27 protein-coding genes are annotated in these 23,967 nt (G+C 32.8%); 16 read left to right on the forward strand and 11 right to left on the reverse strand.

The window, feature by feature from the left end; genetic code table 11:
• Nucleotides 1-2 precede the first annotated feature (2 nt).
• The 6 genes from O6P34_RS14315 to O6P34_RS14340 form a co-directional block, all read right to left on the reverse strand.
• Nucleotides 3-656, reverse strand: a complete 654-nt coding sequence (locus O6P34_RS14315) for a phosphatase PAP2 family protein (protein ID WP_269685195.1) — start codon at nt 654-656, stop codon at nt 3-5.
• Between the two features lie 11 nt (nt 657-667).
• Nucleotides 668-1,972 carry a hypothetical protein gene (locus O6P34_RS14320; protein ID WP_269685196.1) on the reverse strand — a complete coding sequence of 435 codons (1,305 nt, stop codon included), beginning with the start codon at nt 1,970-1,972 and terminating at the stop codon, nt 668-670.
• A 79-nt stretch (nt 1,973-2,051) separates the two neighbouring features.
• Nucleotides 2,052-2,504 (reverse strand): PepSY domain-containing protein, encoded by a 453-nt coding sequence (locus O6P34_RS14325; RefSeq protein ID WP_269685197.1) that lies wholly within the window; start codon nt 2,502-2,504, stop codon nt 2,052-2,054.
• Between the two features lie 130 nt (nt 2,505-2,634).
• Entirely contained in the window at nt 2,635-3,765 is a 1,131-nt protein-coding gene (locus O6P34_RS14330) for a serine hydrolase domain-containing protein (RefSeq protein ID WP_269685198.1), read from the reverse strand.
• Nucleotides 3,766-3,799: 34 nt separating this feature from the next.
• The gene (locus O6P34_RS14335; protein ID WP_269685199.1) at nt 3,800-5,080 is read right to left on the reverse strand and encodes a sensor histidine kinase; all 1,281 of its coding nucleotides are present in this window, start codon (nt 5,078-5,080) and stop codon (nt 3,800-3,802) included.
• Nucleotides 5,077-5,757 (reverse strand): response regulator transcription factor, encoded by a 681-nt coding sequence (locus O6P34_RS14340; protein ID WP_269685200.1) that lies wholly within the window; start codon nt 5,755-5,757, stop codon nt 5,077-5,079. The genes O6P34_RS14335 and O6P34_RS14340 overlap by 4 nt, the downstream gene beginning before the upstream one ends.
• A 287-nt stretch (nt 5,758-6,044) precedes the next feature.
• Between O6P34_RS14340 and O6P34_RS14345 the strand changes: the two genes are divergently transcribed.
• The 3 genes from O6P34_RS14345 to O6P34_RS14355 all read left to right on the forward strand — a co-directional run bounded on the left by O6P34_RS14345 (nt 6,045) and on the right by O6P34_RS14355 (nt 8,953).
• On the forward strand, nt 6,045-6,332 hold the full coding sequence (locus tag O6P34_RS14345; protein WP_432419577.1) for a DUF6922 domain-containing protein: 288 nt from the start codon (nt 6,045-6,047) through the stop codon (nt 6,330-6,332).
• A gap of 3 nt (nt 6,333-6,335) precedes the next feature.
• Nucleotides 6,336-7,103, forward strand: a complete 768-nt coding sequence (locus O6P34_RS14350; protein WP_269685202.1) for a nucleotidyl transferase AbiEii/AbiGii toxin family protein — start codon at nt 6,336-6,338, stop codon at nt 7,101-7,103.
• A 1,427-nt stretch (nt 7,104-8,530) separates the two neighbouring features.
• Entirely contained in the window at nt 8,531-8,953 is a 423-nt protein-coding gene (locus O6P34_RS14355; RefSeq protein WP_269685203.1) for a DUF6943 family protein, read from the forward strand.
• Between the two features lie 185 nt (nt 8,954-9,138).
• Here O6P34_RS14355 and O6P34_RS14360 read toward each other — a convergent pair whose 3' ends face one another.
• From O6P34_RS14360 to O6P34_RS14375, 4 genes are all read right to left on the reverse strand, one after another.
• The gene (locus O6P34_RS14360) at nt 9,139-9,381 is read right to left on the reverse strand and encodes a hypothetical protein (protein ID WP_269685204.1); all 243 of its coding nucleotides are present in this window, start codon (nt 9,379-9,381) and stop codon (nt 9,139-9,141) included.
• Nucleotides 9,371-9,634, reverse strand: coding sequence for a hypothetical protein (locus O6P34_RS14365; protein ID WP_269685205.1), 264 nt, complete (start codon nt 9,632-9,634; stop codon nt 9,371-9,373). The genes O6P34_RS14360 and O6P34_RS14365 overlap by 11 nt, the downstream gene beginning before the upstream one ends.
• A 12-nt stretch (nt 9,635-9,646) precedes the next feature.
• A complete protein-coding gene (locus O6P34_RS14370; protein WP_269685206.1) occupies nt 9,647-10,099 on the reverse strand; it encodes a DUF5675 family protein in 453 nt (150 codons plus the stop codon).
• A gap of 68 nt (nt 10,100-10,167) precedes the next feature.
• Entirely contained in the window at nt 10,168-10,971 is an 804-nt protein-coding gene (locus O6P34_RS14375; RefSeq protein ID WP_269685207.1) for a hypothetical protein, read from the reverse strand.
• A gap of 97 nt (nt 10,972-11,068) precedes the next feature.
• On the opposite strand from O6P34_RS14375, the gene O6P34_RS14380 reads away from it, so the two are divergent.
• The 6 genes from O6P34_RS14380 (at nt 11,069) to O6P34_RS14405 (ending at nt 16,253) form a co-directional block, all read left to right on the forward strand.
• Nucleotides 11,069-11,560: a thermonuclease family protein gene (locus tag O6P34_RS14380; protein ID WP_269685208.1), complete on the forward strand. Its 492-nt coding sequence runs from the start codon at nt 11,069-11,071 to the stop codon at nt 11,558-11,560.
• 121 nt (nt 11,561-11,681) lie between these two features.
• Nucleotides 11,682-13,004 carry a HEPN domain-containing protein gene (locus O6P34_RS14385; RefSeq protein ID WP_269685209.1) on the forward strand — a complete coding sequence of 441 codons (1,323 nt, stop codon included), beginning with the start codon at nt 11,682-11,684 and terminating at the stop codon, nt 13,002-13,004.
• Between the two features lie 162 nt (nt 13,005-13,166).
• Nucleotides 13,167-13,817 carry a hypothetical protein gene (locus O6P34_RS14390; protein ID WP_269685210.1) on the forward strand — a complete coding sequence of 217 codons (651 nt, stop codon included), beginning with the start codon at nt 13,167-13,169 and terminating at the stop codon, nt 13,815-13,817.
• Between the two features lie 261 nt (nt 13,818-14,078).
• Nucleotides 14,079-14,462: a VOC family protein gene (locus tag O6P34_RS14395; protein WP_269685211.1), complete on the forward strand. Its 384-nt coding sequence runs from the start codon at nt 14,079-14,081 to the stop codon at nt 14,460-14,462.
• Nucleotides 14,463-14,551: 89 nt separating this feature from the next.
• Nucleotides 14,552-15,373, forward strand: a complete 822-nt coding sequence (locus O6P34_RS14400; RefSeq protein WP_269685212.1) for an AraC family transcriptional regulator — start codon at nt 14,552-14,554, stop codon at nt 15,371-15,373.
• A 217-nt stretch (nt 15,374-15,590) separates the two neighbouring features.
• Nucleotides 15,591-16,253, forward strand: coding sequence for a DUF1349 domain-containing protein (locus tag O6P34_RS14405; RefSeq protein WP_269685213.1), 663 nt, complete (start codon nt 15,591-15,593; stop codon nt 16,251-16,253).
• Nucleotides 16,254-16,427: 174 nt separating this feature from the next.
• Here the strand turns inward: O6P34_RS14405 and O6P34_RS14410 are convergent, their stop codons facing one another.
• On the reverse strand, nt 16,428-17,318 hold the full coding sequence (locus O6P34_RS14410; RefSeq protein ID WP_269685214.1) for a winged helix-turn-helix domain-containing protein: 891 nt from the start codon (nt 17,316-17,318) through the stop codon (nt 16,428-16,430).
• Between the two features lie 111 nt (nt 17,319-17,429).
• Here O6P34_RS14410 and O6P34_RS14415 point away from each other — a divergent pair, with 111 nt between their 5' ends.
• The 7 genes from O6P34_RS14415 (at nt 17,430) to O6P34_RS14445 (ending at nt 23,556) form a co-directional block, all read left to right on the forward strand.
• Nucleotides 17,430-18,005 (forward strand): hypothetical protein, encoded by a 576-nt coding sequence (locus tag O6P34_RS14415; RefSeq protein ID WP_269685215.1) that lies wholly within the window; start codon nt 17,430-17,432, stop codon nt 18,003-18,005.
• Nucleotides 18,006-18,348: 343 nt separating this feature from the next.
• Nucleotides 18,349-18,789: a hypothetical protein gene (locus O6P34_RS14420; protein ID WP_269685216.1), complete on the forward strand. Its 441-nt coding sequence runs from the start codon at nt 18,349-18,351 to the stop codon at nt 18,787-18,789.
• Between the two features lie 46 nt (nt 18,790-18,835).
• Nucleotides 18,836-19,462: a hypothetical protein gene (locus O6P34_RS14425; protein WP_269685217.1), complete on the forward strand. Its 627-nt coding sequence runs from the start codon at nt 18,836-18,838 to the stop codon at nt 19,460-19,462.
• Nucleotides 19,463-19,653: 191 nt separating this feature from the next.
• Nucleotides 19,654-21,306 (forward strand): serine hydrolase domain-containing protein, encoded by a 1,653-nt coding sequence (locus tag O6P34_RS14430; RefSeq protein ID WP_269685218.1) that lies wholly within the window; start codon nt 19,654-19,656, stop codon nt 21,304-21,306.
• A gap of 199 nt (nt 21,307-21,505) precedes the next feature.
• A complete protein-coding gene (locus tag O6P34_RS14435; protein WP_269685219.1) occupies nt 21,506-21,943 on the forward strand; it encodes a VOC family protein in 438 nt (145 codons plus the stop codon).
• Nucleotides 21,944-22,124: 181 nt separating this feature from the next.
• Nucleotides 22,125-22,583, forward strand: coding sequence for a cytochrome c oxidase assembly factor Coa1 family protein (locus tag O6P34_RS14440; protein WP_269685220.1), 459 nt, complete (start codon nt 22,125-22,127; stop codon nt 22,581-22,583).
• A gap of 55 nt (nt 22,584-22,638) precedes the next feature.
• Complete coding sequence (locus O6P34_RS14445) at nt 22,639-23,556, forward strand: alpha/beta hydrolase (protein ID WP_269685221.1); 918 nt, start codon at nt 22,639-22,641, stop codon at nt 23,554-23,556.
• Nucleotides 23,557-23,967 lie beyond the last annotated feature (411 nt).

The raw sequence follows: 23,967 nt of genomic DNA on the forward strand, positions 1-23,967 counted from the left end.
GTTTATTTAAATTCCGATTCTTTTCCATCAAAAAAAATCTTTTTTTGTTTTTTCTTATTTATCCATTTATTCAATTTATAAGTTAGATAAGCCGAACCGCTTCCCACAATTGCACCTGCTAAAACATCGCTAGGATAATGAACTCCTAAATCCATACGCGAATAACCAACTGCACCAGCCCATAAATATGAAGGGATTATTACATACCATTTAGGAAATGCAATACTTAACGAAGTAGCTGTAGAAAAAGCTTCGGATGTATGTCCTGAAGGGAACGAGTAGCTACCTCCATCTGATTCTTTTTCTATATCAGGATAGGTTACAAATGGACGATCTCTTTTGATAGTGTTTTTTAATGCAACCGTAATAAAAGCATTAACCAAAAAGGATTCTCCTATGAAAATCCCTTTCTTTTGCAATGTCTTGTCTTTATTGAGCAGACCTATGGAGTATATAATTATTGGAGTTGCTATACTTATCGGTGATGCACTATTACTTATAACTTTAAAAGTTGGGTCGTAGGATTGTTTACCATCAAGATTTATGCTCCTTAAAAGTTTAATATCTATATTTTGGCCATATGAAAAGCAGACATAAAATAATAGTATAATAAAAGTTGCTGTTTTAAAAATCGAATCTTTATTTTTTTCTTTCACTATAAATTACATTAATCAGCTGTTTCTTTTGCTTGTTGTATTACTTCATTGTCAACATTCACTCCATTTTCATATCTTGGGTTTACAATATTATTAAATATGGAACCAAAGGTATATCTTAGCCCAACTTGCAAATTGTAACTAAAATTGGTAAGTGTTTCTTTCTGTCTTAATATAATTTGTTCTGGAGTTAAATTTATTGAACTTAATGATACCTGATTGTTTATTAAAGCAACTGATCCTGTAGCATTAAAAAACAAACCTTTTGCTAATCTAAAATTCATTTGCGAAACTAAATCTACTCGATACGCTTTTGGAACATTCAGATAATAGGCGCCAGTTAAAGTTGTAGAGATATTACCCCAAGTTGTAATATGAGTGTAGGTTGCGTCTATCAATTGGTTTAAAAGAAACTCTTTTGTTTTTGAAAATACAGTCGGGTCTGTATAGGTGTTGTAAATCGGTTGCAACCTATATTTAAATGTAAAAAGATGATCTGTCGATTCTGAATACGGAAATACATCATACTCAACACCAGGAGCAATCGAATATTGGGATTTTATGTTACTATAGGTTGATGCATAATAACCTGCCTCTAAACCCAAACTCCAATGGTCGGTTAAACTTTTTACAACCAGTCCGTTAATGCCTCTAACGAATATTGACCCCGCTGAACTATAGGTAGCTGTTTCATAGCTATTACTTCCAAAAGTTCCATAAATATTAAAGCGTTTTTTCCATTGTTCAGTAATTTTTGAAGCACTAAAGGATGCGTCTCCTACAATTACAGTTGAAACATTATCTCCATTCAAATCCGTATTTAAAGTAGCTGTATAAACCCAATTTTTGTATTTATCAATACTTTCCTCTACCTGTTTGCTCTTGTCTGTATAATCAAATGCCATATATTTTTGCTGACCGTTCAAAGCCAGATATGGCATTAAACCCATTGTGATAACATTAGCCAACTGATCGCGAGTATCACGATTACTGTTGTCTACGGGAGCAATCATCTGTAAAGTATCATTTTTCTTTTCAAACTTTTCTTTTCCTATAAATCGTATATTGTATTCTAATCCTCCAGAAGCAGTAGGCTGAGTATTGATAAAAATATGTACTTGTGATTGTTTTGGGTCACGAACATAATTGACATACCACAAATGAACTTTAAGATAATTGACATAGTTATTATCATTAGAATTCTGGTCTAAGTAAACTCTTAAAAAATTATTTTTTTGGATAGTGTCATTTTCCTGCGAAAAAACATTTGAAAATGTTCCCAAAATTAATAGTGCAACAAAAATTATTTTCTTCATAGTATAGTGGATTTAAGTATTGTATTTAAAAAAAGAGGGCAATTAATTTCTTAATTGCCCATTAACTAAACCAAATAAACTAATCCCCTTCTACAATTTTTATAAATTTTCCTGATGCATCAAAAAGTACATCATATGTTTTACCATCTTTCCCAATTTCAGCTTCATAGGTAACTACATTTTTGTCATCAGTGATTTTTGCAGCTTCCGTAATTTTAGTTGCTGGGTGATTATTCTTTACATACTGCAAAGCATTAACAGGAAGTTCGGCAGTTTTAATAGTAACTTCCAAAGCTTTACGATGACCCGCTTTATCATAAACAGCAGAGGCATCACTACCATTTATTTTAAATTCGGCTTCATAACCACCATCTTCCATTCCCCATCCAGCCTTTTTCCCTGGGAATTCTTTTGCAAAAGCACTACTTACTGCACTAGGAACGGTTACTTTTTTTTCTTTTTCTTTTGCTTCAGTTTGTGCAAAAAGTGTTGCACTGAATGCGATTGCCATTGCTAAAAATACTTTTTTCATTTTTTTTTAATATTTAAAAGTTAATTGTAAATAATTTTATAGTACAAATATTAGATACAATTCTATTTTAATTCTATGCTAAAACGGTAGCAATTCAGTTTTTTTAGTTGATGAAAAAAGGATGTGGTTTTTACATCTGATCGATAATTTGAAGAAATATATTTTGCCAATAATTAGGATGATAAGAAGTGTCTGTGTTTCCAAAACGAACAATGATAATATTCTTTTCGGGATAGACATACAAGTATTGACCGTATAAACCAACAGCAAAATAGCTGCCATACTTTAATGGTCCAATTCCCCAATTGTTATTATAAAAGTGTTTGTTGTTACCAGCAGCATCAGAATGTGTTGAATTGTAAACCCATTGCTTTGAAATAATTTGATGACCATTCCAGTTGCCATTATTCAAATACAATCGCCCGAACTTAGCAAAATCTATTGCTCTGGCTTGCAAACAACAAAAAGATTTTTCTATTGCTTTATTGTCATTCCGGTCTAAACTCCAAGTTGCCGGTGCTTCCATTCCTAAAGGTTTCCAGATTTTATCTTCGAGATAATTAGAAATAGTTCCACCTGTGACTTTTTCAATAATCAAACTCAACAATAAAGTGTTGGCACTACTGTATTTGAATTTTATATTGGGTAAACACTCCAATTTTAAATCCATTAATTCGGTTCTTAAATTATTGCCCCAATAAAATTCAGCATTATTGGATATTGGATTTAAAAAACCGTCACTAAATTTTATACCAGAGGTATGTTGTAACAAATTTTTAATTGTAATCTTTTCCCATCCTAATTTAGCTCTAAATTCAGGAAGATAAGTTACCATAAAATCATTTTCGCTTTTTATTTTACCTTCATCAATGGCTATTCCTATCAAGGTTGAAATAAATGGTTTCACCATAGAAAAACTAGAGAAAAAAGAAGTTTCATTAAATCCTTTACTATAATTTTCATATAAAATAGTATCGTTGCGTATAATTAATAGAGCATTTGTTTTATGTATTGTAGCAAAACTATCTAGGCTGATATTGGTTGAATTTAGATCACGATTAATAACGCCAATTTTCTCTCCTAATTCATAATCTTTATTGGCTTCTAAAAAATTAAAAACAGGGCTTTCATTACTCACAACTCTTTGAGGAAAATGCTTGTAATCGGCTTGACTTGGAATGCCTCCAAAACGTAATGATTTATATACATTACAAGAAGTACAAAACGAATAAAGCAATAAAAGGACTATGCATTTTTGCATTACTATAAAATTTATAATCGAAATGGATTTACAATTAATCTTTATCAATTACTTTTAAAGTAAAGCGGTGTCTATTGCTTATAAACATATATTTTAAAGATAATCCACTTACTTCCGCGATTTCATTGGCTATGGCTAAACCTAATCCTATTGATAAATGGGAAGTTGAATTTTTTTGAAAACGTTTAAAAAGTAATGCCATATTAAGTGGTTTCTCCTTGCCAGTATTGTGTATCGAAATGATATTATCCCTAATAAAAATGACAATATCACCACCTTCAATATTGTGTCTAATGGCATTTTGAAACAAATTATTAATAAGTACCAAACATAAATCGGCATTCATATTAATTAAAAAATCTTCTTCAATATTTTTTAGCACTTTAATTTTATTGGCTTTAATATGTTCTTCAAATAATATTAACGATTGATCTATAATTTTTTCGACAGAAACTTTTTCAGTGGTTCTAAACTGCCTGTTTTCTATTTTTGTAAGTAATAATAATGATTTATTCAATCTAATTAATTTGGAACAAGCATCATCAATAGCAACAATTAGTTCCACTTCATTTACTTTTAAATTTTCGGATTGAATAAGTAAATCAATCTTCGATTTTATTACTGCTAATGGTGTTTGAATTTCGTGAGAAGCATTTTCTGTAAATTTCTTTTGACCATTATAATCGACAATCATTTTTTCCATCATTTGATGAAGAGAATTATTTAATTCTGCGAATTCATTCACAGATGTTTTTTCAAATTCTGGCAGCTCGTTATCACTTGCCCTAAAATTCTTTAAATTCTGAATAGCCTTATAAAAAGGTTTCCATAGCGTTTTTGAAACCCATAAATTAATCAGCAAAGAAATCAAAAACAAGAAAAATAAAATAAAAGTCAATAAATAAAAAATTCCTTCAATTAATTCGTCAAATTCTAATGTACTTCGCCAAATTTTGATTTGATAATTGACATTTCTAACTTTTACTATAGAAGTAATCATTCTATTAGCCGCCAACTCATTCTCTTCTTTGTCAAGAATTAAAGTATCAGAGAATATTGTTTTTGTTCCGTTTTTAAAATTAGAATATGCGATTTTATCTATCTGGGCTTCCTTGCTTTTTGTGATTAAAAGTAAAGCAATGGTGTCATTATTTTTCAAATAGTGCTCCACTTGAAATTTACGATTTAGCAACAATTCATTATTACTATCCTTAACTTCAGTTGTTATAACATAATAACAAATAAACCCAGAGAAAATTAGAATAGGAATGCTAAATATCAAATAATACAAACTGGTTTTGGCAAGTAACTTCATTCTTGTGTTTTAAAATTATAACCTATTCCATAAATGGTTTGAAGATAATCTTCACACTTTTTTTCTATCAATTTTTTACGTAGATTTTTTACGTGATTGTAGATAAAATCAAAATTATCCAGCCTATCTGCATTATCACCCCAAAGATGTTCTGCTAAAGCATTTTTACTAACAACACGGTTTTTATTGGCTATAAAATACAACAGTAAATCGTATTCCTTTGAAGTCAAAATTACATTCTTGTTATTCACGAAAACGCTTCTTTCAGATGGCAAAATTTTAATCTCATTGACAATAATTTCTAGATTTCCATCGAAACTTTTTCGTCTAATCAATGCTTTTATTCTCGAATTTAATTCCGATAAATGAAACGGTTTTGGTAAATAATCGTCGGCACCAAGGTCTAATCCATAAATTTTATCATCAAGCGAATTTTTTGCTGAAATAATAATAATCCCAGCTCTCGATTTTTTTAGTTTTATTTCCTTAATTAAATCCAATCCAGAACCATTAGGCAAAGTAATATCGACCAAAATACAATCGTAATCGTAAAGCGCTATTTTTTGAGCAGCTTTGCTATAATCAGATGCAAATTCAACTACATTACCTTCCATTTCAAGGTATTGTTTGATGCTTTTTTGCAATTCGGGTTCGTCTTCAATTAGTAATATTTTCATAATGATTGTAAAAATAAAGCTTAATTCTATTGTAATTCTATTGTCACCAAAGTTTTTATATTCATTACTCTTCAACTCCACTATAAGTCCGTTTACGTTATGTTTGCCAAAACGCTAGAGCGTTACCGCTATTATTCTACTAATTGCTATTTTAATAAATGCAACATAAATTTCAATTGTTCTGTTAAAAGGATAATTTTTAACTCTGGCTAAGTGTTTGAAAACAAATAAGTTAATATTTTTTATAATAGTGCACCATATAACACTAAATTCAGTATTTTTGCATAGTGAATAAATCAGTAAACATAGCAACAATTTTTCCCAAACACTTATTTTGGGATATGGATTATAGTAAACTTAATCTTTCTAAAGATAAGTCTATTATTATACCAAGGGCTTTGTTTGCAACAACTCCAGAAACATTTGAAACAGATATTCTAAAATTAGAAGCACTATATTCTGCTAAAGATATTGTTAAATACTTAAAATTAACAACAGAGAATATCAGTAACAAAGTTTGTATAAGTGTTGCAAAAAGATACAATGTAAAACCATTTCTTCGTTTTTCACTTTAATTTATGAGGGCAGTTACTCCAGCAATAATTAAAGCCATCATAGAATTACAAGCATTACCAACAGTATCAAAATTTACTTTAGGTGGTGGTACAAATCTGGCACTACAATTCAATCATAGAATTTCTGATGATATTGATTTCTTTTATGATGGAATAATTGGCAAAGAGGGGTTTAAAAATATCGAAAACGAAGTTAAAAATTACTTTGGTAATAAAGCAAAAAGCTTTGATAATCCTTGTGATATAAACGACCAATATTGTTTTCTTCGTTTCTTTCTTGATTTAGAAGATGGCGTAACTATAAAAGTGGAGATGCTTCAAAATATGAAGAATTTGTTCGATGTAGAAGTCAATCAAGGGATAAGTTTACTTTCAAAAAAAGACATTGGTTTGTTCAAATTAATCAGTACATCAAACCGTTCTACCAAAAAAGACATTTACGATTTAGACTTCATAACCGATACAATTTCATTAATTGATTTGTATGAAGACTTAAAAGTTAAAACACTTAAATTCAATAAAGAAGAACACAAGACAATATTTGATTTAAGCAAAAACAACTCACCTATTGACAATCCAGAATTATTATTAAAATTTGATGATAATTCCGATTATTCAAAGTTTCCATCACACACTAACGATACAATACAAATCATCGAGGGAAGCAAAACTTGGATTGATGCAAAAATAAGTTGGCGTTCAAAAGTAAGACGACTTTATAGTCATTTAGGCAAAGATTTTCCTGAACCAAAAGGAATAAAAATCAAATAAGCCATTATCTCATTCAGCTGCACAAAACTTTCATTTAGTCCACGTATTCCTAAATTCAGGTCTTTGTTTGCTTCATTTCGCTAATTACTTTTCCAATAGCGAGAATGTTTTTTTTCGTTCGGTGCTAAAAATGACGTTTTACATTTCAAAAGCCACTCCTTTGCCAACGCTCCAAAAAAAATTACTGGCACAGTTTTTATCAAAAACACGTACGCTTCGCAACTTGCGCCAGTAATTTTTTCCCCCAAGCTGTGTTACATAATTGAGTATTATAGTTCATTACAAAGCTTTTATATTGTTTTTTTGGTTTTTGCAATGAAGCTATAATATCATTTATGTAAAACAGCCGCCACACCCAACGCGCAAGACAGTGGCTCCAGGACAGTCTTTTTTATTGCTTCCTCGCACCGGCCTGCAATAAAAAAGACCATCTTTCGCCACTGTCATTAACAACGTTCGCTATTTCATAAGAATGTTTACGGAACTACCTAGTTTCAAGAGCGTTCACGGTCACTGTTTTTAGCAACTTGATGTTTAAAGCGGTAAGTTTTTGCATTGTTTTTGTGCGTGTCGCAAATTGCTTATCAACTTTATTTCTAACATTCACGACATAGGAATAAGCAATTTACGACACCCACAAAATCAAGAGAAGCCAGCAAGAGTGTGGTTTTTTATTTGCCAGAAAATAAGCAGTAATTGCTTCAGCGGAAAAGCCGATGCCATACCGTTCCATAACATAATATTGACCAGCCCGAAGCATTGTCTTTCTTTCAAGTCAATGGCACCAGCTTTTCCACTAAAGCAATCAGAAACACCCCAGTAAGCAAATAAAAAACCACACACTTGCCTGCGCTACTGCCCCATCGCACTCGGTATTATTTTTTCATTGTTTTTGTAAGTATTGAAAATCACTTGAAAAACTGTAGTATAAAATTAAAACTCTCCGTAAAGTGATTTTCAATACCCACAAAATCAAGTCCAAGAAAGAGTGTGGATTTTCAAAACAGAAAAATAATAGGAATGGAAGTGTTGTTTCTTTTTCCTGTTTTGAAAATCCACACCCCTTCCGAAAACCACCCTATTCCAAATCAACTCCCTCTCCTTAAAAAAACTTCCGATTATACGATGATGATTGGTTAATGAAATCAAAACAAAAAATAAAAAAAAAGAAGGCAAAGGTAAGTTCCAGGTTTACAAAAAAGCAAGTTCGAGCCTCCGGTTTTTGATAAAATCTCCACCCTATCGGGTAGTATTTTATCAAAAAAACTTGCTTTTTTGAAACCCTCCACTTGAACGAATGGCTTTCTTTTTTTTCCTTTTTTTTCTTTTGAAAAATTTTATGGGCGAAGCGTAGCGAAGCACATTGGTCTTTCAACCGAAACCCTGTGGAAAATTGAAAACCTAACCCAGTTTTTAAATCCAATGCTATGCTAAATTTCATCATCAAGACCCACCGAAAAGACACCGTTTACACAAAACCCCATTTATTCATACTTAACAAGGGGATGAACAGCGGAAAGCCTCAAAAAACGCCATTTACTAACAGTTTTGTAGTCATTTTTCAAAACGAAGAAGATTGCGAAAGCCTTTTTTTCATTGCTTACAGTTTATGGCAAACAAAATTCTGGCACCCATTTTTAATTGGTTCGGTTATTCCGTTTTTGCGCCTCCCGGACTTCAAAAAAGAATTCAATCCTCAAGCTCGTTTGATGATGGTCGAACACGAGCAGCACCAAAAAAATGTTGCAGCTCTCAAACTTTTGGAGAAAAAAGAAAAACAATACAAAGAGGATATGATGCTCATAAATGACATCCGAAAAGCCATTTTGTACCGCTATTGCAGAAAATAAAACAATCCTGGTCCTTACCGACGGGGATTGATTGCACCTCATTCCCAAGCAAACTAACGCATAAGTGCAATATGATTGCACCACTTAAATAAATCGAAGAAAAGCAAAGCAATCCACATTTATTAACTGCTATAAACGAAAAAAGCCCCAAATAATGGAGCTTTCAAAGTGGTTTTTAACCGTTTTTAAGGGTTTGTTATTGGCTCTTCTTCCGATTTTACAGCAGTTTGAGAAACTACTGAAATAATACTTCCGCCCAGAACCAAATAACCAGCTGCACTTACCAAACCAACTGGCAAAGCAACCGGAGAAGCGATGATAATTCCGCCAACGGATGCCAAAGCTATTCCGACAGTTCGAAGAACTTTAAACCATTTTGGCGTTGGTGCCATTGTTCTTTCAACGATATTCATTTTATTATTTTTCATAATCTTGATTTTTTAAAATTGATAATTCTAAATTGTGTACTCTTTTTTCGATGTATTCTACTTTTTGGTTCAGTAAATCATTCCCGCTTTTGAACTCGGTTTTGATGATTAAAGCCATCGTTTTTACTTCAATCAAATCTTTCTCCATACTCTTGAAATCAGTGTGTAATTGCTTGATAAAATAAGCCACAACTGAGAGTAACAAGGTGATGAGAGTTCCAAAAAGTGCTGCTATGGCATTAATATTTTCCATTGGATTTGCTTTTTAAAATTGAAAATTATTTTCAATGGTAAATTTGTTAGAAGGATCCTTTGCCAATGCAACCAACTTGGGATAAATCATTTTGTAAGCTGCAATACTTTGGGTAACTTGAAAATCGCCTTCAGCAAATTGGAAACCAAAACCACAAAGCGGACAACCGGCAGTATCTTTTATGGTATTTCCAACGTGAATATAGACAAAGCTGAAATTCGGTAAACCCGAAATCTCAATCATTCCCTGGTGTAGGTTTCCAAAAGCTCTCTTGTAATCCGCATTTTTTGCTCCCCAAGTGTTGAGTTTTATTTCGAAAATACCCGTAGGAATGGCAGTTTGTGAAGCAATCTTCACTTCCCTGATTTTATCTTCTAACAAATAACATTGGAAAATTCCGTTGATATACAACTGGCTCAATGTACTTTGTTTGCCTTGGGCGACCCTGATTATTTTATTTTCCATTGTTTTTGTTTTAAGGAGTTGATAAAAAAAATCCCTCGTTTTTGGCGAGGGATCCTTCAAGGGTTCTTCTAGAAAGCGTCCTCGACTTTCAAGCAGTTCCCACTGGAGAACAAGTAAAAGTTTCCGCCTACTTGTTGGTAGAACTCAATTCCGATGCACTGCAAAACTGTAGTGTTTACTGTTGGAATTGCTCCATTAGGTAAAGTTGCAACAATTGTAGTGGCTGGAACTGGAGCATACAAGTCCAAAAAGTCACTGTATTGAATGTCGTTTACTTCATTCAAAGCTGCATCCATTGGATCATAGCTGTTTGTGGTAGCGTTGTACTCAAAATCACTCACAACGGAAATTGAACTAATCAAACGGAAATGAGTTGCACCAGATGGAGCGTTAACCAAATTTGCTGGATTAAAATCAGCAACTACAAAATCACAACTTTCTCTGTCAATTGTATGAGCAATTGAATAGGGTGCATTGAAAATGCCATTGAAAGAAACGTTTTTGTTAAACTCGAAACCTTTCAAGTAATTACGTTGGGTACTAATTTCAATTTTTCTGTACCCCCTAGCTTCAGTTTGGTCTTCCAAGTTGATTTTCTTCATAATAGAAGTTAATCTTCCTGTTACTTGACTATCGGCCATTTGTTTCATCACTTGGGATAAACCAGTTCGTACCGATTTCCCGGCTTTGGCGCAAGCACCAAATTCATTCATATTCTCACGAGTTCTTTCGAACTCTGGTGCAGTGTTTACCTGTTCACCACTTGGACCGCCAACCATTCCAGCGAAGTAGCCTTCTTGTCCTTTAATTTTGAAGTGTCGGATATCTCCAAGAGTTCCAACATACTTAATAACACCTTTTTGTCTTGCCATTTTTTCTAAATTTTTAAAGTTAATATTTGCTTGCAATTGCAGTAACAAAGTTCAATGATTATCTTTGATTTACAATAGCTTAAAATACTGAAAATCAATGCAATACAACGCAAAAGCACCCTATTTAGTGGAAACCCATTGGCAAATAGATGAAGTCAAAGATGGAGATAGCATAATCATTAGCAACCTTTTCACTCGTTTGCGAAAAGAGATACGACTATATGGTTTAGATGCACCAGAAGTAAAGTACAATAGAAAGATGAAAGAAGACGAGCATGCAAGTCATTTACCTGCCGAATTACTGCTGCAATTTGGTTTGCAATCCTTATACTTCGTTTTATCGGTTGCGCCTCCTAAAACAACTATTACGATAATTACAGAATGGGAAAACCCATATGACTTTTGGAACAGGCAACTTGCTTATGTTATTCTTCCAGGTGGAGAATGTTTAAATGAGTTGCTTTTGATCAATGGATTTGCAAAAGTGACCGATAAATATTTTTGTAGTAAATTAGCAGACTATCAATTACTAAATCGTGAGGCACAGCTCAATGAATTAGGCATTTATAGTCAAGTAAAAAGGTTCTGATTTGTTGTACTTATGTTGTACTTACTGAACCTAAAAAACAAATAATATCAATAAATACAAGCCCTTACAGGCGTAAAGAGTATATAAACTAGTTATGTGACATTTTAGAAAAAAACCAATAGTGAAAGACTACTACTGCCTAAATTTAAAATTTAAGGATAAAAAAATATCTGATAAAATATTTCATTCACATTTATTTGTTAATGACAAGGAAATGTATTTTCAAATAATTGATAATGATACCACTTCTCGAATTGATTCATATTTTTCAATATCAGAAAATGCTTTAGGCTTATTTGAGGAAAATTTTGAAGTTATTGATACCGAAATTTCAATTATTTTTGACCAAAGTCGAATTTTTAAAGTCGTCTCTTTTCAAAATGATGATAAAAATCAATACTTTACGATTTATGTCAGCAAAATATGTCTTATTCATAAAAATCTCCATAATGAATTTGTAAATGAAGGTGTCGCTTATTTAAACAACAATGGATTAAGTGTTACAAATCTTTTTTATTCTTTTTTTACTAACTTTAAAAATAAGAATACATTCTCAATATCACGAATGAATGGAATGCACGATTTCTATAAAATTGACAATATAAAATTTAGACCAGAACTTGAGTTCAAAAATAATGAAAAAAGAGGAAGTAAAAAGTTAACAATAAAGAAGATACCAACCATAAAGTTTAATTTTGAAGAAATTGAATTTGAAGAAATTAAAAATAGAATTCAGTTAATTTGTAATTTCTTATCCTTTTGTTTCAGCGTAAGAATAATTGTTGAAAAAATTGTTTTTAGAACCGAAGATGAAATTTTCATTTTTAGAGACACTGAACCAAACAATAAAACTTATATATCTGAATTGACAAATAATTTTAGATTTCTAAAAGAAAATTTTACTATTGACAAAATATTAAAAACTGATTGGTTTAGTAATTATAAAACAAATGAGATATCCCTAACAAAGGCTATAGATAATTTTTTACACGCTAGAGAAGTTAGTCTAGGAGCTTCTTTTCTATTACTTTTTAATATTATCGAAATATTTAATATAAATAAGAATCAAGAAAAATTCAACTTTAATATTAGCAAAGATGAAATGACAAAAGAGATTGTTTCTCATTTCAAGCAATATTTAACAGATAAAAATGATGAAATTGAGTTTGAAAAAAAACTTGAAGGTGTATTTAATAAAATAGAATATAAACCTTTTAAAAGCCCTCTAGAAGAAACTTTAAAAACAAATAATATTGACCCAACAAAATTTGGTTTTACACTCAATAAATTAAAGAGAACAAGAGATAGCATAACACACGGTAGCCTGAGTTCAATCAAGGAAGAAGATTTGAAACTACAAATCTATTGTATACGAAAAATTGCAATTTGCTTAATTCTTTCTAAATTCGGATTGAAAGATGACCTACATAAAAACGTCACATAACAGCTACTACAACGGATTTGGGCAATTGGCTTAATGGAAAGTTGGTTTTGTATTTGGGATGATTTGGCAAATCCGAAGAATGGGCTTAATTTAGTCCCAAACCCGCTTTAGTACAAGAACGTTAGTCCTCAGTTTTGAGAACCCCAGATTTAAAAAGAAAATATGAAAATAAGATTTATTATTATAGTATTATTAGTATCAATAAATATCATTTTTTCTCAAGAAAAAACAGTGAAATTAAACGGAAATGAAATCCTGACGATTGAAGTTCCTGAAAATGGAAAAGTAGAAAATGGAATTTATACTTGTAATCTGTTTGACTGGAAAATTACGATACCAGAAAACTACAAGATAACTGATATAAAAAGAACAGAAGAATTAGAAGATAAAGGTTATGAAGCAACAAAAAATGCAAATCCAGGAATAAAAATAAATCCACATCCAACTCAATTAATCGGCTTTGAAAAAGATAAATATACCTATTTCAAATCAAGTTTTGAATCATTGACTGGAACCAAAAAAGTGACTTTAGAAGAGCATAAAAAGTTTTCGGAACAATTGCTATCAGATACTTATTCAAAAATTAAAGAACTTAGATGTGATATATCTTCATCAGACATTAAATTGGGAAAGTACAGTTTTTATAAAATAGAAATTCGTGTATACAATCCTAAAAATGACATGCTTCTATTAACCCAAGAACTATATAATAGCTTTATAAATAATCATTTATTTAGTGTTTCTATTAACTATAGAAATGCGGAAGAGGGAATGATTTTGAATTATGCTTTTACAAAGTCGATGGAAAATTAAAAAACTGAACGGCTAACAGCCGTTTCTCGCAATTGCGAATTTTGTGGTAAGTTCACGTTTACGTTTCGCAAGAATTTTTATCTTTAACGGAAAATAAAAAAGTTCCGCAGTCCGCAAGCATCTTGAAGCAGCAAAACATTAGCGGTAAGCTTACGACCGAATACCTAAAACGACCCTCTCAACAAAGTAAAGTTGGTCTTTAAAACAAAGCAATTCGTTTTAATGTACTATATCTTTGTGCAAACAAAAAATAAAAATAGTATGCTAGATCACATTATCATTACAGTAAGCGACTTAGAACGTTCAGTTGCTTTTTACAGCAATGCCCTAAAACCACTTAATATTTCATTGTCTATGGATTTCAAGGGCAAAGACGGACATCCTGATTTAAAAGGTTTTGGTGATGGCAATACCGTCTTTTTTTTTCTAAAGGAAGGGAAAAGTATGTCCAATTCGAATGAAGTGCATATTGGATTTGTTGCAAAAGACCATAATCAAGTAGAAGCATTCCATACATCAGCTGTTGAGGCGGGTGCTAAATCAATGTATGCACCTAGAATTTTTCCAGAATACTATCCCGGCTATTTTGCAACGTGGATAATTGATCCTGATGGATATGAAATTGAACTAGTGCATAAAAGTTAAGATGATTTTAATAAATCAGAAAAAAATAGTTTTAAAAGAGGTGTTGAAATCAACACCTCTTTTAAAATATGTAATTTGTATTTAAAATTATGGCAGGACAACAACAAAGTGAATATGCTGAAATTCTTTTATCGTGTATAGAAGAAAAATATTTCAAAGACGAAATTGTTTTGGAGCATCATTCATTTGCACGAATAGTTTCGGGTGAAATGAAAGTGATTCAAGCAGACAAAACCTTCACTTTTGTTACAGGCGACACCTTGCTATTTCCCAGCAATCAACTTTCTACACTTATTAAGAGTCCAAAAAATGGACAACCGTATAAAGCGATTGTTATTTTCTTTACGCCAAAAAGATTAAAAGAGTTTTATTGCAATAATCCTATTCAACACTCCGAACCGCATACCCATAAAATAAAAACTTATAAAAAGCATCCAATGTTGGAAAGTTTTTTTGCTTCACTCATTCCCTATTTTGATTTGGAAAGTGAATTACCCGAAAAAATTATTTCCATTAAAATTGAAGAAGCATTAACCATTCTCCGTTCTATTGACAAGGACATAGACAATATATTAGCCGACTTTTCTCAACCCTATAAAATCAACCTTACCGATTTCATGGAGAAGAACTATATGCATAATTTGACAATGGAAAAATTTGGCTATTTAACAGGACGTAGCTTGACCACTTTTAAGCGTGACTTTAAAAAAACATTTAATACCACACCACAAAAATGGATTATCCAAAAAAGATTAGAACTTGCCCATTATCAATTGTCTGAAAAAGGACAAAAACCAATTGAAGTTTATCTTGAAACCGGTTTTGAAAATCTTTCCCATTTTTCTTTTGCATTCAAAAAGTATTTCGGTTATGCTCCAACAAACTTGACAGACCGAAAAGCCAGCCGCTAAAAGCCTTCTGGCGCTATTTAGGTATCGGTGATTTTTTGGAAGCTTGATTGTTGAATTAATATTTTGTCTATATTTGTTAAGGTTTGGCGCTAAAAATACGCAACATCGCCAAGCTGCAAAACCTTGGTGGCAATGGCAAAAAAACACCTTCGTCAAAATATAACGCAGAAAGTTTTTTTTTAAAGGATAGATTTATTAACTATAAATAGTTATAACAATGAAAGGATTTTATATTATCTCAATCACTTTATTTTTTAGTCTTAATGCTATTTCTCAAAAAAATGATAAACTAGAAATTGCTACAATTCCTCATGAATTGCGATGGGAAAACAATCCGTTGACATATTCAATTAAAGATAATGAACTCATTATTTTGGCAGGGGAAAAGACAGATATGTTTAGAGATCCAAATGTTACATACAACACAGACAATGCACCAAAATTAATGTTTAAAGCTGATGTTAATTTTGTACTTTCAGCTGCAATAGAGCATTCTTTCATAAACAAATGGGACGGTGGAGCAATAGTTATAAAAAGTGATAGTATTAATTGGATCAAGTTTTGTTTTGAAAAGGATTACACTGGAGCTAAAAGAGTTGTTAGTGTTGTGACAAGAAATATATCTGATGATTGTAATTCTGTTGAGATTAACTCAAATAAAGTTTTTTATAAGGTAGCAAAAGCTGACAATGTAATAACCTTATATTGTTCAACTGATGGACAAAGTTGGTTTTTAGTAAGACATCTTCAATTTGAAACTAAATCAGATTTTGAGGTTGGATTCTTAGCACAATCGCCTATTGGGTCAAAATGTGAAGTGAGATTTTCAAATATTCAGTACCAAACTAAAAAGATAAGTGACCCTTATCTTGGCGAATAATATATAATAGAAATTTACTTAGAAAGTTTAACTTCGGCAGAGAGAACTCAGTTCGCTTAAACGCAACCACTTGAATCGCCAGAACGTTTGCAGTAATAAAAACTCAAGAATCTAACCCAATTTTCACATTCGACACATTACGCACTACAGCCAATACATATTCCTGGTATTTTCTCAATTGCTAACTTCAAGCTTATATCCTTTGCCGCGAATAACAACAATTTTGATATTCGGATCAAGTTCCAGTTTTTTTCTAAGTTTCGATATGAACATGTCCAGACTACGCCCCACAATAACACCTTCATCTTCCCAAATCTCTTTTTGCAGTCGGCTTCGCTCTATGATTTCGTTGGGAGACGATGCGAAAATGAGCAATACACGGGTTTCCGTTCCGGTCAAGTCTATTGTCTTTCCACCTATGATGAGTTTCTTATTTTTTGAATCAAACAACACCGAGCCCAAAGTGAACTTATCAGTATATTGACTATCAGGTAACGCTTTTCGAGGCTTAACCGATCTCCAAAAAACAAAACCTACAAATGCTAAAAATGACAGGCCGCCCAAAAGATATCCATTTTTTACTGTAGTTATTCCTGTCGGTTTGAATTTAATGTTAATCCTGTAACAGGCTTTGGGCTGCCTTCTTTTACTACAAGTTACAATATCATCTTTTTTATTTTTGGAGATAGCATAGCTATAGATTATACTTGAATTATCACAGTTCAGAACATTAACAATATAATTACTTGAAAGTGGCCCGTTATCCAAAAAACGTCGGGTAATACTCATTAGGGAGTCCGGTAGAAAACTAAGCTCCTTCTCAAACCTAATCTGATATTCATTTTCTGCGATCTTTTTTATTGGGAGTACCCTTGATGTACTATCACCCGACTGAAGGAGCATTTCATGTCCAATCCTGCGAAGTACAACTTCCCTTCTGGAAATATTAAAATCGTCACTATCCTCAGTACGGAAAGCCACCGAGATTACAGCAATAAATAAGAGTAGTATCAACCTAAAAAGGTAGTTGCGTTTTCCGGAAAGGAAATTTCGACTTTTGTGCATAGTGTCACGTTTATATTTACAAAGTTTACATTTTAATTTACAATTATAATCTCTCAAGCCGAAAAATATTAAAGTAATTTTGATGCATAAAATTTAAAAAGAGATAAAACTATGTCATTAATTAAACCTACAAAAAACAGAAAAAAAACCATCTATATACTCATCGTATCGCTGGCTGTAGTGAGCGGACTAGTATTGGCTAATTGTGAAATTAAAAACGAAACTAAACCATCCCCAAAACCGTTGACCATTGCTCACAAGAAATCCGCCCTGGATGAAAGGAAAAAATGGGAGGCTTCTCCTGACGGTATAAAGTACAAAGCGTGGGAGGTTTCACCCGAAGGTAAAAAAGTGCATGCCAGTCATGATAAAATAAAATCGTACCTAAAGGCTTTCACCGATATGGAGGCCGTGGTAACCTCTGTTACTTTTCAGCGTAAAAACGCGAAATCATCAGGACCAAAATGGCTTATAGTCCGGATTAATGGCGAAGAATACATGATGCAATATATTCCTAAAGATTTTGAGCAATTAAAAAGTCTGAAAGTAAATGACAAAATAATTGTAAGAAGCCGCAGTGCAGGGTATTCGCCTAATCACCCCTATTTGATTCTATCGGGCGACTATATTGCACGAAATAATACGGTCCTTTTTAAACGTGACTTTAGCAAAAATAACGGTTGCTAAGGATAAGCGACCTTGCGATTAGCAAAAAAAGCAGTAAGAAACCTCACGGTGTTTTGTAGTCAAAATATAGTTTTTTCAGGAGCTGTTTCCCGCTTTACACTTCAATCTTTTTTGTAATCCTCCCCGGGCATACCACCCGGATAGGATTACAAAAAAGGATTTCCGTTGCAATCGGGGCTAGGGAATCCTGCGTTTCGAGTACCTTTATTTTAGTTTAGATTCAATTGTTAAAAGGCTTGATTAATAAAACAACTTTTTGATAATTTGTAATAAAAATATTATTCATACATTTATTAAAAATAAAGCCTGACGTTTGTCAGACATATATACAAGATCCTTTCCAATGAAGAACGTATTTCCGCTATTTTTCCTAATTTGTTCATTAAGTTGTACGACGCCGAAACCAGTTAATTATGATTACCAAGAATCTTATATGATAATTGGTTACCAAGAAAAATATAACATATTTAAGAATTCTAAACCAACAGAATTAAATGAACAGGAAATTAGTAATTTAAATAGAATCCTTGAAGATGCACTTTCTCAATATAATTTATCAAAAACAAGCAAATTTGATTTAAATGATTACAAGCGTCAGTATGTTCCTGTAATAAATGATTTAGGTGAAAAAGAGGTTTGGATTAACTGCCTTTGTAATCAAAATAATGAAAATTGGAAAAATGGAATCATCTTAGTTGAAGACGGTGGAAGTTGTTATTTTAATTTGAAAATTAACTTATCGAAAAGCAAATATTACGATTTAATTATAAATGGGGACGCATAATAACGTCAAATACCAGCTACTACAACGGATTTGGGCATTTGACTTAATGGAAAAATTGGTTTGTATTTGGCAGTTTAGTGACAACCGAAAAATAAATCTTAAATTAGAACCCAAACCCGCTTTATTACCAGAGCGTTATGGGCAATGCAAAAAAAAATGGAATATGAAACAATTGATGTTTTTCATCTTATCAATAACTTTTTTTCAAGTATATATTGGATTTTCAAAGAAAGTAAATAAGCCAATTACTGATAATCAGCCAGCTAAAGTATTGGGAATTTATGAATATAAATATGATTATAATACCAAAGACTTAACCGAAAACCACTACATCAAATTAGAGGAAACTAACGGTAAAATTTCAGGTATATATTACGGCACAAGTGATGACTTTGACGAAGCTCGGGAAGGTTATTTACCAGGATTTTTTAAAGCTAAAATGCTAGACATAAATATTACTGACTCAAAAATAAGTTTTAAAATTAAAGTAAACGATTCCGATGTTTATGATAAAGCAATTACACCGTTTAAAAATCCAAAGAATAACAAACAATGGACAATTGGCTTAAGAAATTATGAGAGGAGTTATTTTGGCAAAATATCTGAGAACAAAATTTTAGTCGAGACAAAAGACTTCGACAAAAGAATATTTATAAAACTAAATAATCACTAGTAATAAACAGAATGCATAGGTGCTAACACCCCTGCAAAGAATTTGGGCAATTGGCTTAATGAAGAGCTGGTTTTGCATTTGGGATGATTTGCTTCGCCTGTTCGCTATCGCTCGGTTGGTAAATACGCTCTAGTACCAAAACATTGTATACAATTCTGGAAGACCCAACTTGAATTCTAACAAATTTCAAAATGAAACAAACTTATCTAATACTATTTACTTCCCTTCTTTTTTCAAAATTCTGTTTTGGACAAGACCATAACAGCATCGAACCGGAGCCGATAAAGACGGAATTACACCAATCCAATATTAGTAAAATACTTTTCACAGAAAAACGCATTTCCTATGAAAATATTAAGAAGGAAAATTTCTTAAATACATATAAGCTGACAAATAAGAGCGACCTTTTTTTTGTAGCGTATTTCAATAATTCACTAACTAATTATAAGCATCAATTACTGCCTCAGGTTTCATCTGATTCACTTTTTAAAATTGGTAATTACCAATTTACTTTATACATAGACAGCAAATTAATTTATCAAAGCAATCTTCTTCCAGGTGCTCCACCAGCTAAAAATCAAAACACTGACACCTATTTGAATCGTCCATTTATAGACAATGTAAACGGGCAGGGAACTTGGAGTGAATCTTTTTGGAACCGTTTCATGAATAATGGTGGAGACAAGATTCTGACGGATGGGAATCATTTATTGAAAATGGAAATTCGCCCATATGTGAAAACAGATACTATTAAAACAGGCGAGATAATCGCATCAGGAGAATTGATATTGGAAGTTGCCAGACATCCAAAAATTGACATCACAAAAATTCAATTGAATAAAATAAAACCTTACAATGGATTAACAATTTCAAATGCCTCTTTCAACAAAAAGAAAATTAAGCAATTAAAAGGAGCTATTGACGAAGGTATTTTTAAAAAGATAAATAGCATTATTGTTTTAAAAGAAGGAGAAATTTTGATAGAAGAATACTTTAACGGTGAAAATAGAAATTCACTCCATGACCCACGTTCTGTAGGGAAATCTTTTTCATCAACATTAACAGGAATAGCAATTAATGACGGTTTTATTAGTGGTGATACTCAAACATTAAGCCATTTTTATAATCTAAGTCAGTTTAAAAATCTTACTCCATCCAAAGGAAATGCAACTATCAAAGATTTACTGACTATGAGTTCAGGTTTCGACGGAAACGATGAAGATGGAAGTTCAGTTGGCAACGAAGAAAATATGTATCCTACACAAGATTGGGTGAAATTCACTTTGGATTTACCATATCAAGAAAGCCTAAAAGAAAAATGGCATTATTTCACAGCTGGTGTGGTTTTATTAGGTGACATTTTAAATAAATCAGTTCCAAATGGTTTAGAAAAATATGCTGATGACAAACTGTTCAAACCTCTGGGAATTACAAAATACAAATGGCAATATACACCCCAAAATGTTCCCAATACTGCCGGCGGAATTCAAATGAATGCACTTGACTTTGCAAAATATGGACAACTCTATAAAAATGGCGGAACTTGGAATAATCAACAAATTCTGCCTAATGATTGGGTAGAGAAAACTTTCACTAAACAAAAACAAATAGTCGGTAGAGATAGTGAATACTATGGTTATTTGTTTTGGAACAAAACATTCAAAGCCAATACCAAAGATTATGAAGCGTTTTATTGTGCAGGAAACGGAGGAAACTATATTTTGGTTTTTAAAAATGAACCATTGGTTATAGTAATAACTGCAAGTGCATACGGGCAGCATTATGCCCATTCACAGGTTACTGAAATGCTATCTAAATATATATTACCCGCAATAACAAAATAAAAAGAACGGCACACAACAGCCACCACAACGGATTTAGGCAATTATCTGAATAGGAAGTTGGTTTTTATTTGCAAGTTTTGGCAAATCCGAAAACAAGGCTTAATTTAGTACAAAACTAATTGTAGCAAGACGTTAAGCCACATAACATTGCGACAATTTGCAGTCAAACATTTGGAAAACAACTTAAAAAAATAAAATTATGGCACTTATCAATCCTCACATTAACTTCAACGGAAATGCCGAAGAAGCGTTCCTTTTTTACCAATCAGTATTTGGCGGAGCATTCGCAAAGATTATGCGTTTCAAAGATTTAGCAAGCCCTGAATTTCCAATACCAGAAAATGAAGCCAATAAAATCATGCACATTGCTTTGCCTATTGGCGAAAATGTTTTAATGGCGAATGATGTTCCAGAAAGTATGGGTCCCGTAAATGAAAATGAAAACAGATCTAAAATATCCATCAGCGCAGCAAGTCGTGAAGAAGCAGACAAGTTATTTAACGGACTTTCAGCTGGCGGAAATATTGAAATGCCCATTAGCGACAGTCCTTGGGGTTCTTATTTTGGAATGTTTAGAGACAAATTCGGTATCGAGTGGATGGTGGATTTTGACCCACAGTATAACGGAAAAATATAAACAGAAAACAACGCACACCTAAAAGCGGTTTAGTACGATAGCAGGTTTGGGTTTACTTTAATTTTGTAGAGCAGTTCTTAATTTGTCTTCAATATCCCCTATTTGAACTGTTATAAATACAAAGCAACAGCGAAAATGTTCCCCGAAAAAATAATTAAAAACTGAAGATTAAACTCAGAATATGGATAATGAATTAATTGTAGAAAAAAGTTGGTGGAACAGGAATTGGAAATGGTCCTTACCCACTTTCATTGTACTGATTTTATTCGTATTTGGAATCCTTATCACGACAACCATCGACGGAAATCTGACGGATATCGCTCAAGCCTATTCCGAACATTCCCTTTATGGAAAAGCGATTGAAAAAGCCCAAACCAATACCCGGGTTCTTGACGTTATAGGAACAATAGAACCAATAGATCAATTGGCTGTTCTGGAAGGAAATGCCATCTATTCAAACCATAACAAAGCTGTTGCAGTATCGGTACGAATAAAAGGAAACAAAGGAAAAGGTAAAATGGATATTGCTGCTGTCAAAAACGGAAAAGAATGGAAATATCAAAAAATAAGCATCCGAATTAAAGACCCTAAAGAAGAAATTCAAATTTTAAAAGATACCCTAACAACAAGAAAAAACTAAAAGCCCTTTAACCGCAACACACAAGAAACCCAAATCTAATACACCGTAACACATCATGAAAAAAAGCACTGCCTTTTTATTATTTTTTATTTTTCTGGCCAGCAAACTCACTGCACAAATTCCGCCAAATATCAAAAAATTATTTCCTCAAGGCACCGTTATGCATCCGGACATTCCTTATGCTTCGGATACACTCGTAAAACATACACTCGACTTGTACCTGCCGGCTAAACAGGAAAAAAAAGTGCCACTTGTGATTTGGATTCACGGCGGTGGTTGGAGACAAGGCAACAAATACAGTGATATGGAAAACATGAAAACAACCCTAAAAGCAATTGTAGACAATGGTTTTGCCGTGGCATCTATCAATTATCGCTACAGCACTACCGCAATTTTTCCTGCTCAAATACAAGATTGCAACCAAGCCATTGATTTTCTGTATAAAAATGCCAACAACTATCTTTTAGACCCAGAGAATATAGCCGTAATCGGTTTTTCGGCAGGAGGCTATCTGGCTTCATTCCTGGGAACCTCCAATAACAATTATAACGAAGCCTTTTATCTCCATAAAAAACAACCTGATTTTAAAATCAAAGGCGTAATTGATTTTTATGGCCCCTCCGATTTTGTTGCCCGTATCGGTAGCATGCCGTTGTACGAAGGAGAACAAAAATCAACCTCGACCGCTCTGCTTGGAGCACAGCCACTGCTGCGCCCGGATTTAGCAAAAATAGCAAGCCCTACCACTTACATTGATAAAGATGACCCACCCTTTCTCATCTTTCACGGCGATAAAGATCAGACCGTTACTATTTCGTTATCAAAATTATTAGATTCCTACTTACAGCTGGCAAACGTCCAAAGTGATTTTGTAATTGTAAAAGAGGCCCAACATGGCGGAACACAATTTAATTCGGAAGACACCAAAAACAAAATTATATCCTTTTTGAATACCCATCTAAAAAAACAGTAATCGTACTCCACACCTCAACCTAACGGGAGAACGTTGGGGTGTTGTTCCGATTCTCCTATGCATTTCACGATATTCGTATGCATTTTGCGATACTCGTATGCATTTCACGATACTCCTATGCGCATTTAGGATATTGCCATGCACATTCACGATACTCCTATGCACATTTAGGATATTGCCATGCACATTCACGATACTCCTATGCGCATTTAGGATATTGCCATGCACATTCACGATTCTCCTATGCACATTTAGGATATTGCCATGCACATTCACGATTCTCCTATGCACATTCACGATTCTCCTATGCGCATTTAGGATATTGCTATGCAACTTTACGATTCTCCTGTGCATAAGGCAATCTGGCACGAACCACAACTACAATACAATTTGGTACACTTTATAAAAAAC

This window comes from Flavobacterium lacustre (assembly GCF_027474525.2).
In the GTDB taxonomy this organism is placed as follows: Bacteria; Bacteroidota; Bacteroidia; order Flavobacteriales; family Flavobacteriaceae; genus Flavobacterium; species Flavobacterium lacustre.

Excerpts from the sequence above, each read along its gene's own strand:
- O6P34_RS14320 (WP_269685196.1), bottom strand. The coding sequence starts at position 1,972 with ATGAAGAAAATAATTTTTGTTGCACTATTAATTTTGGGAACATTTTCA.
- O6P34_RS14325 (WP_269685197.1), bottom strand. The coding sequence starts at position 2,504 with ATGAAAAAAGTATTTTTAGCAATGGCAATCGCATTCAGTGCAACACTT.
- O6P34_RS14330 (WP_269685198.1), bottom strand. The coding sequence starts at position 3,765 with ATGCAAAAATGCATAGTCCTTTTATTGCTTTATTCGTTTTGTACTTCT.
- O6P34_RS14335 (WP_269685199.1), bottom strand. The coding sequence starts at position 5,080 with ATGAAGTTACTTGCCAAAACCAGTTTGTATTATTTGATATTTAGCATT.
- O6P34_RS14340 (WP_269685200.1), bottom strand. The coding sequence starts at position 5,757 with ATGAAAATATTACTAATTGAAGACGAACCCGAATTGCAAAAAAGCATC.
- O6P34_RS14350 (WP_269685202.1), top strand. The coding sequence starts at position 6,336 with ATGAGGGCAGTTACTCCAGCAATAATTAAAGCCATCATAGAATTACAA.
- O6P34_RS14355 (WP_269685203.1), top strand. The coding sequence starts at position 8,531 with ATGCTAAATTTCATCATCAAGACCCACCGAAAAGACACCGTTTACACA.
- O6P34_RS14360 (WP_269685204.1), bottom strand. The coding sequence starts at position 9,381 with ATGAAAAATAATAAAATGAATATCGTTGAAAGAACAATGGCACCAACG.
- O6P34_RS14365 (WP_269685205.1), bottom strand. The coding sequence starts at position 9,634 with ATGGAAAATATTAATGCCATAGCAGCACTTTTTGGAACTCTCATCACC.
- O6P34_RS14370 (WP_269685206.1), bottom strand. The coding sequence starts at position 10,099 with ATGGAAAATAAAATAATCAGGGTCGCCCAAGGCAAACAAAGTACATTG.
- O6P34_RS14375 (WP_269685207.1), bottom strand. The coding sequence starts at position 10,971 with ATGGCAAGACAAAAAGGTGTTATTAAGTATGTTGGAACTCTTGGAGAT.
- O6P34_RS14380 (WP_269685208.1), top strand. The coding sequence starts at position 11,069 with ATGCAATACAACGCAAAAGCACCCTATTTAGTGGAAACCCATTGGCAA.
- O6P34_RS14390 (WP_269685210.1), top strand. The coding sequence starts at position 13,167 with ATGAAAATAAGATTTATTATTATAGTATTATTAGTATCAATAAATATC.
- O6P34_RS14395 (WP_269685211.1), top strand. The coding sequence starts at position 14,079 with ATGCTAGATCACATTATCATTACAGTAAGCGACTTAGAACGTTCAGTT.
- O6P34_RS14400 (WP_269685212.1), top strand. The coding sequence starts at position 14,552 with ATGGCAGGACAACAACAAAGTGAATATGCTGAAATTCTTTTATCGTGT.
- O6P34_RS14405 (WP_269685213.1), top strand. The coding sequence starts at position 15,591 with ATGAAAGGATTTTATATTATCTCAATCACTTTATTTTTTAGTCTTAAT.
- O6P34_RS14410 (WP_269685214.1), bottom strand. The coding sequence starts at position 17,318 with ATGCACAAAAGTCGAAATTTCCTTTCCGGAAAACGCAACTACCTTTTT.
- O6P34_RS14415 (WP_269685215.1), top strand. The coding sequence starts at position 17,430 with ATGTCATTAATTAAACCTACAAAAAACAGAAAAAAAACCATCTATATA.
- O6P34_RS14420 (WP_269685216.1), top strand. The coding sequence starts at position 18,349 with ATGAAGAACGTATTTCCGCTATTTTTCCTAATTTGTTCATTAAGTTGT.
- O6P34_RS14425 (WP_269685217.1), top strand. The coding sequence starts at position 18,836 with ATGGAAAAATTGGTTTGTATTTGGCAGTTTAGTGACAACCGAAAAATA.
- O6P34_RS14430 (WP_269685218.1), top strand. The coding sequence starts at position 19,654 with ATGAAACAAACTTATCTAATACTATTTACTTCCCTTCTTTTTTCAAAA.
- O6P34_RS14435 (WP_269685219.1), top strand. The coding sequence starts at position 21,506 with ATGGCACTTATCAATCCTCACATTAACTTCAACGGAAATGCCGAAGAA.
- O6P34_RS14440 (WP_269685220.1), top strand. The coding sequence starts at position 22,125 with ATGGATAATGAATTAATTGTAGAAAAAAGTTGGTGGAACAGGAATTGG.
- O6P34_RS14445 (WP_269685221.1), top strand. The coding sequence starts at position 22,639 with ATGAAAAAAAGCACTGCCTTTTTATTATTTTTTATTTTTCTGGCCAGC.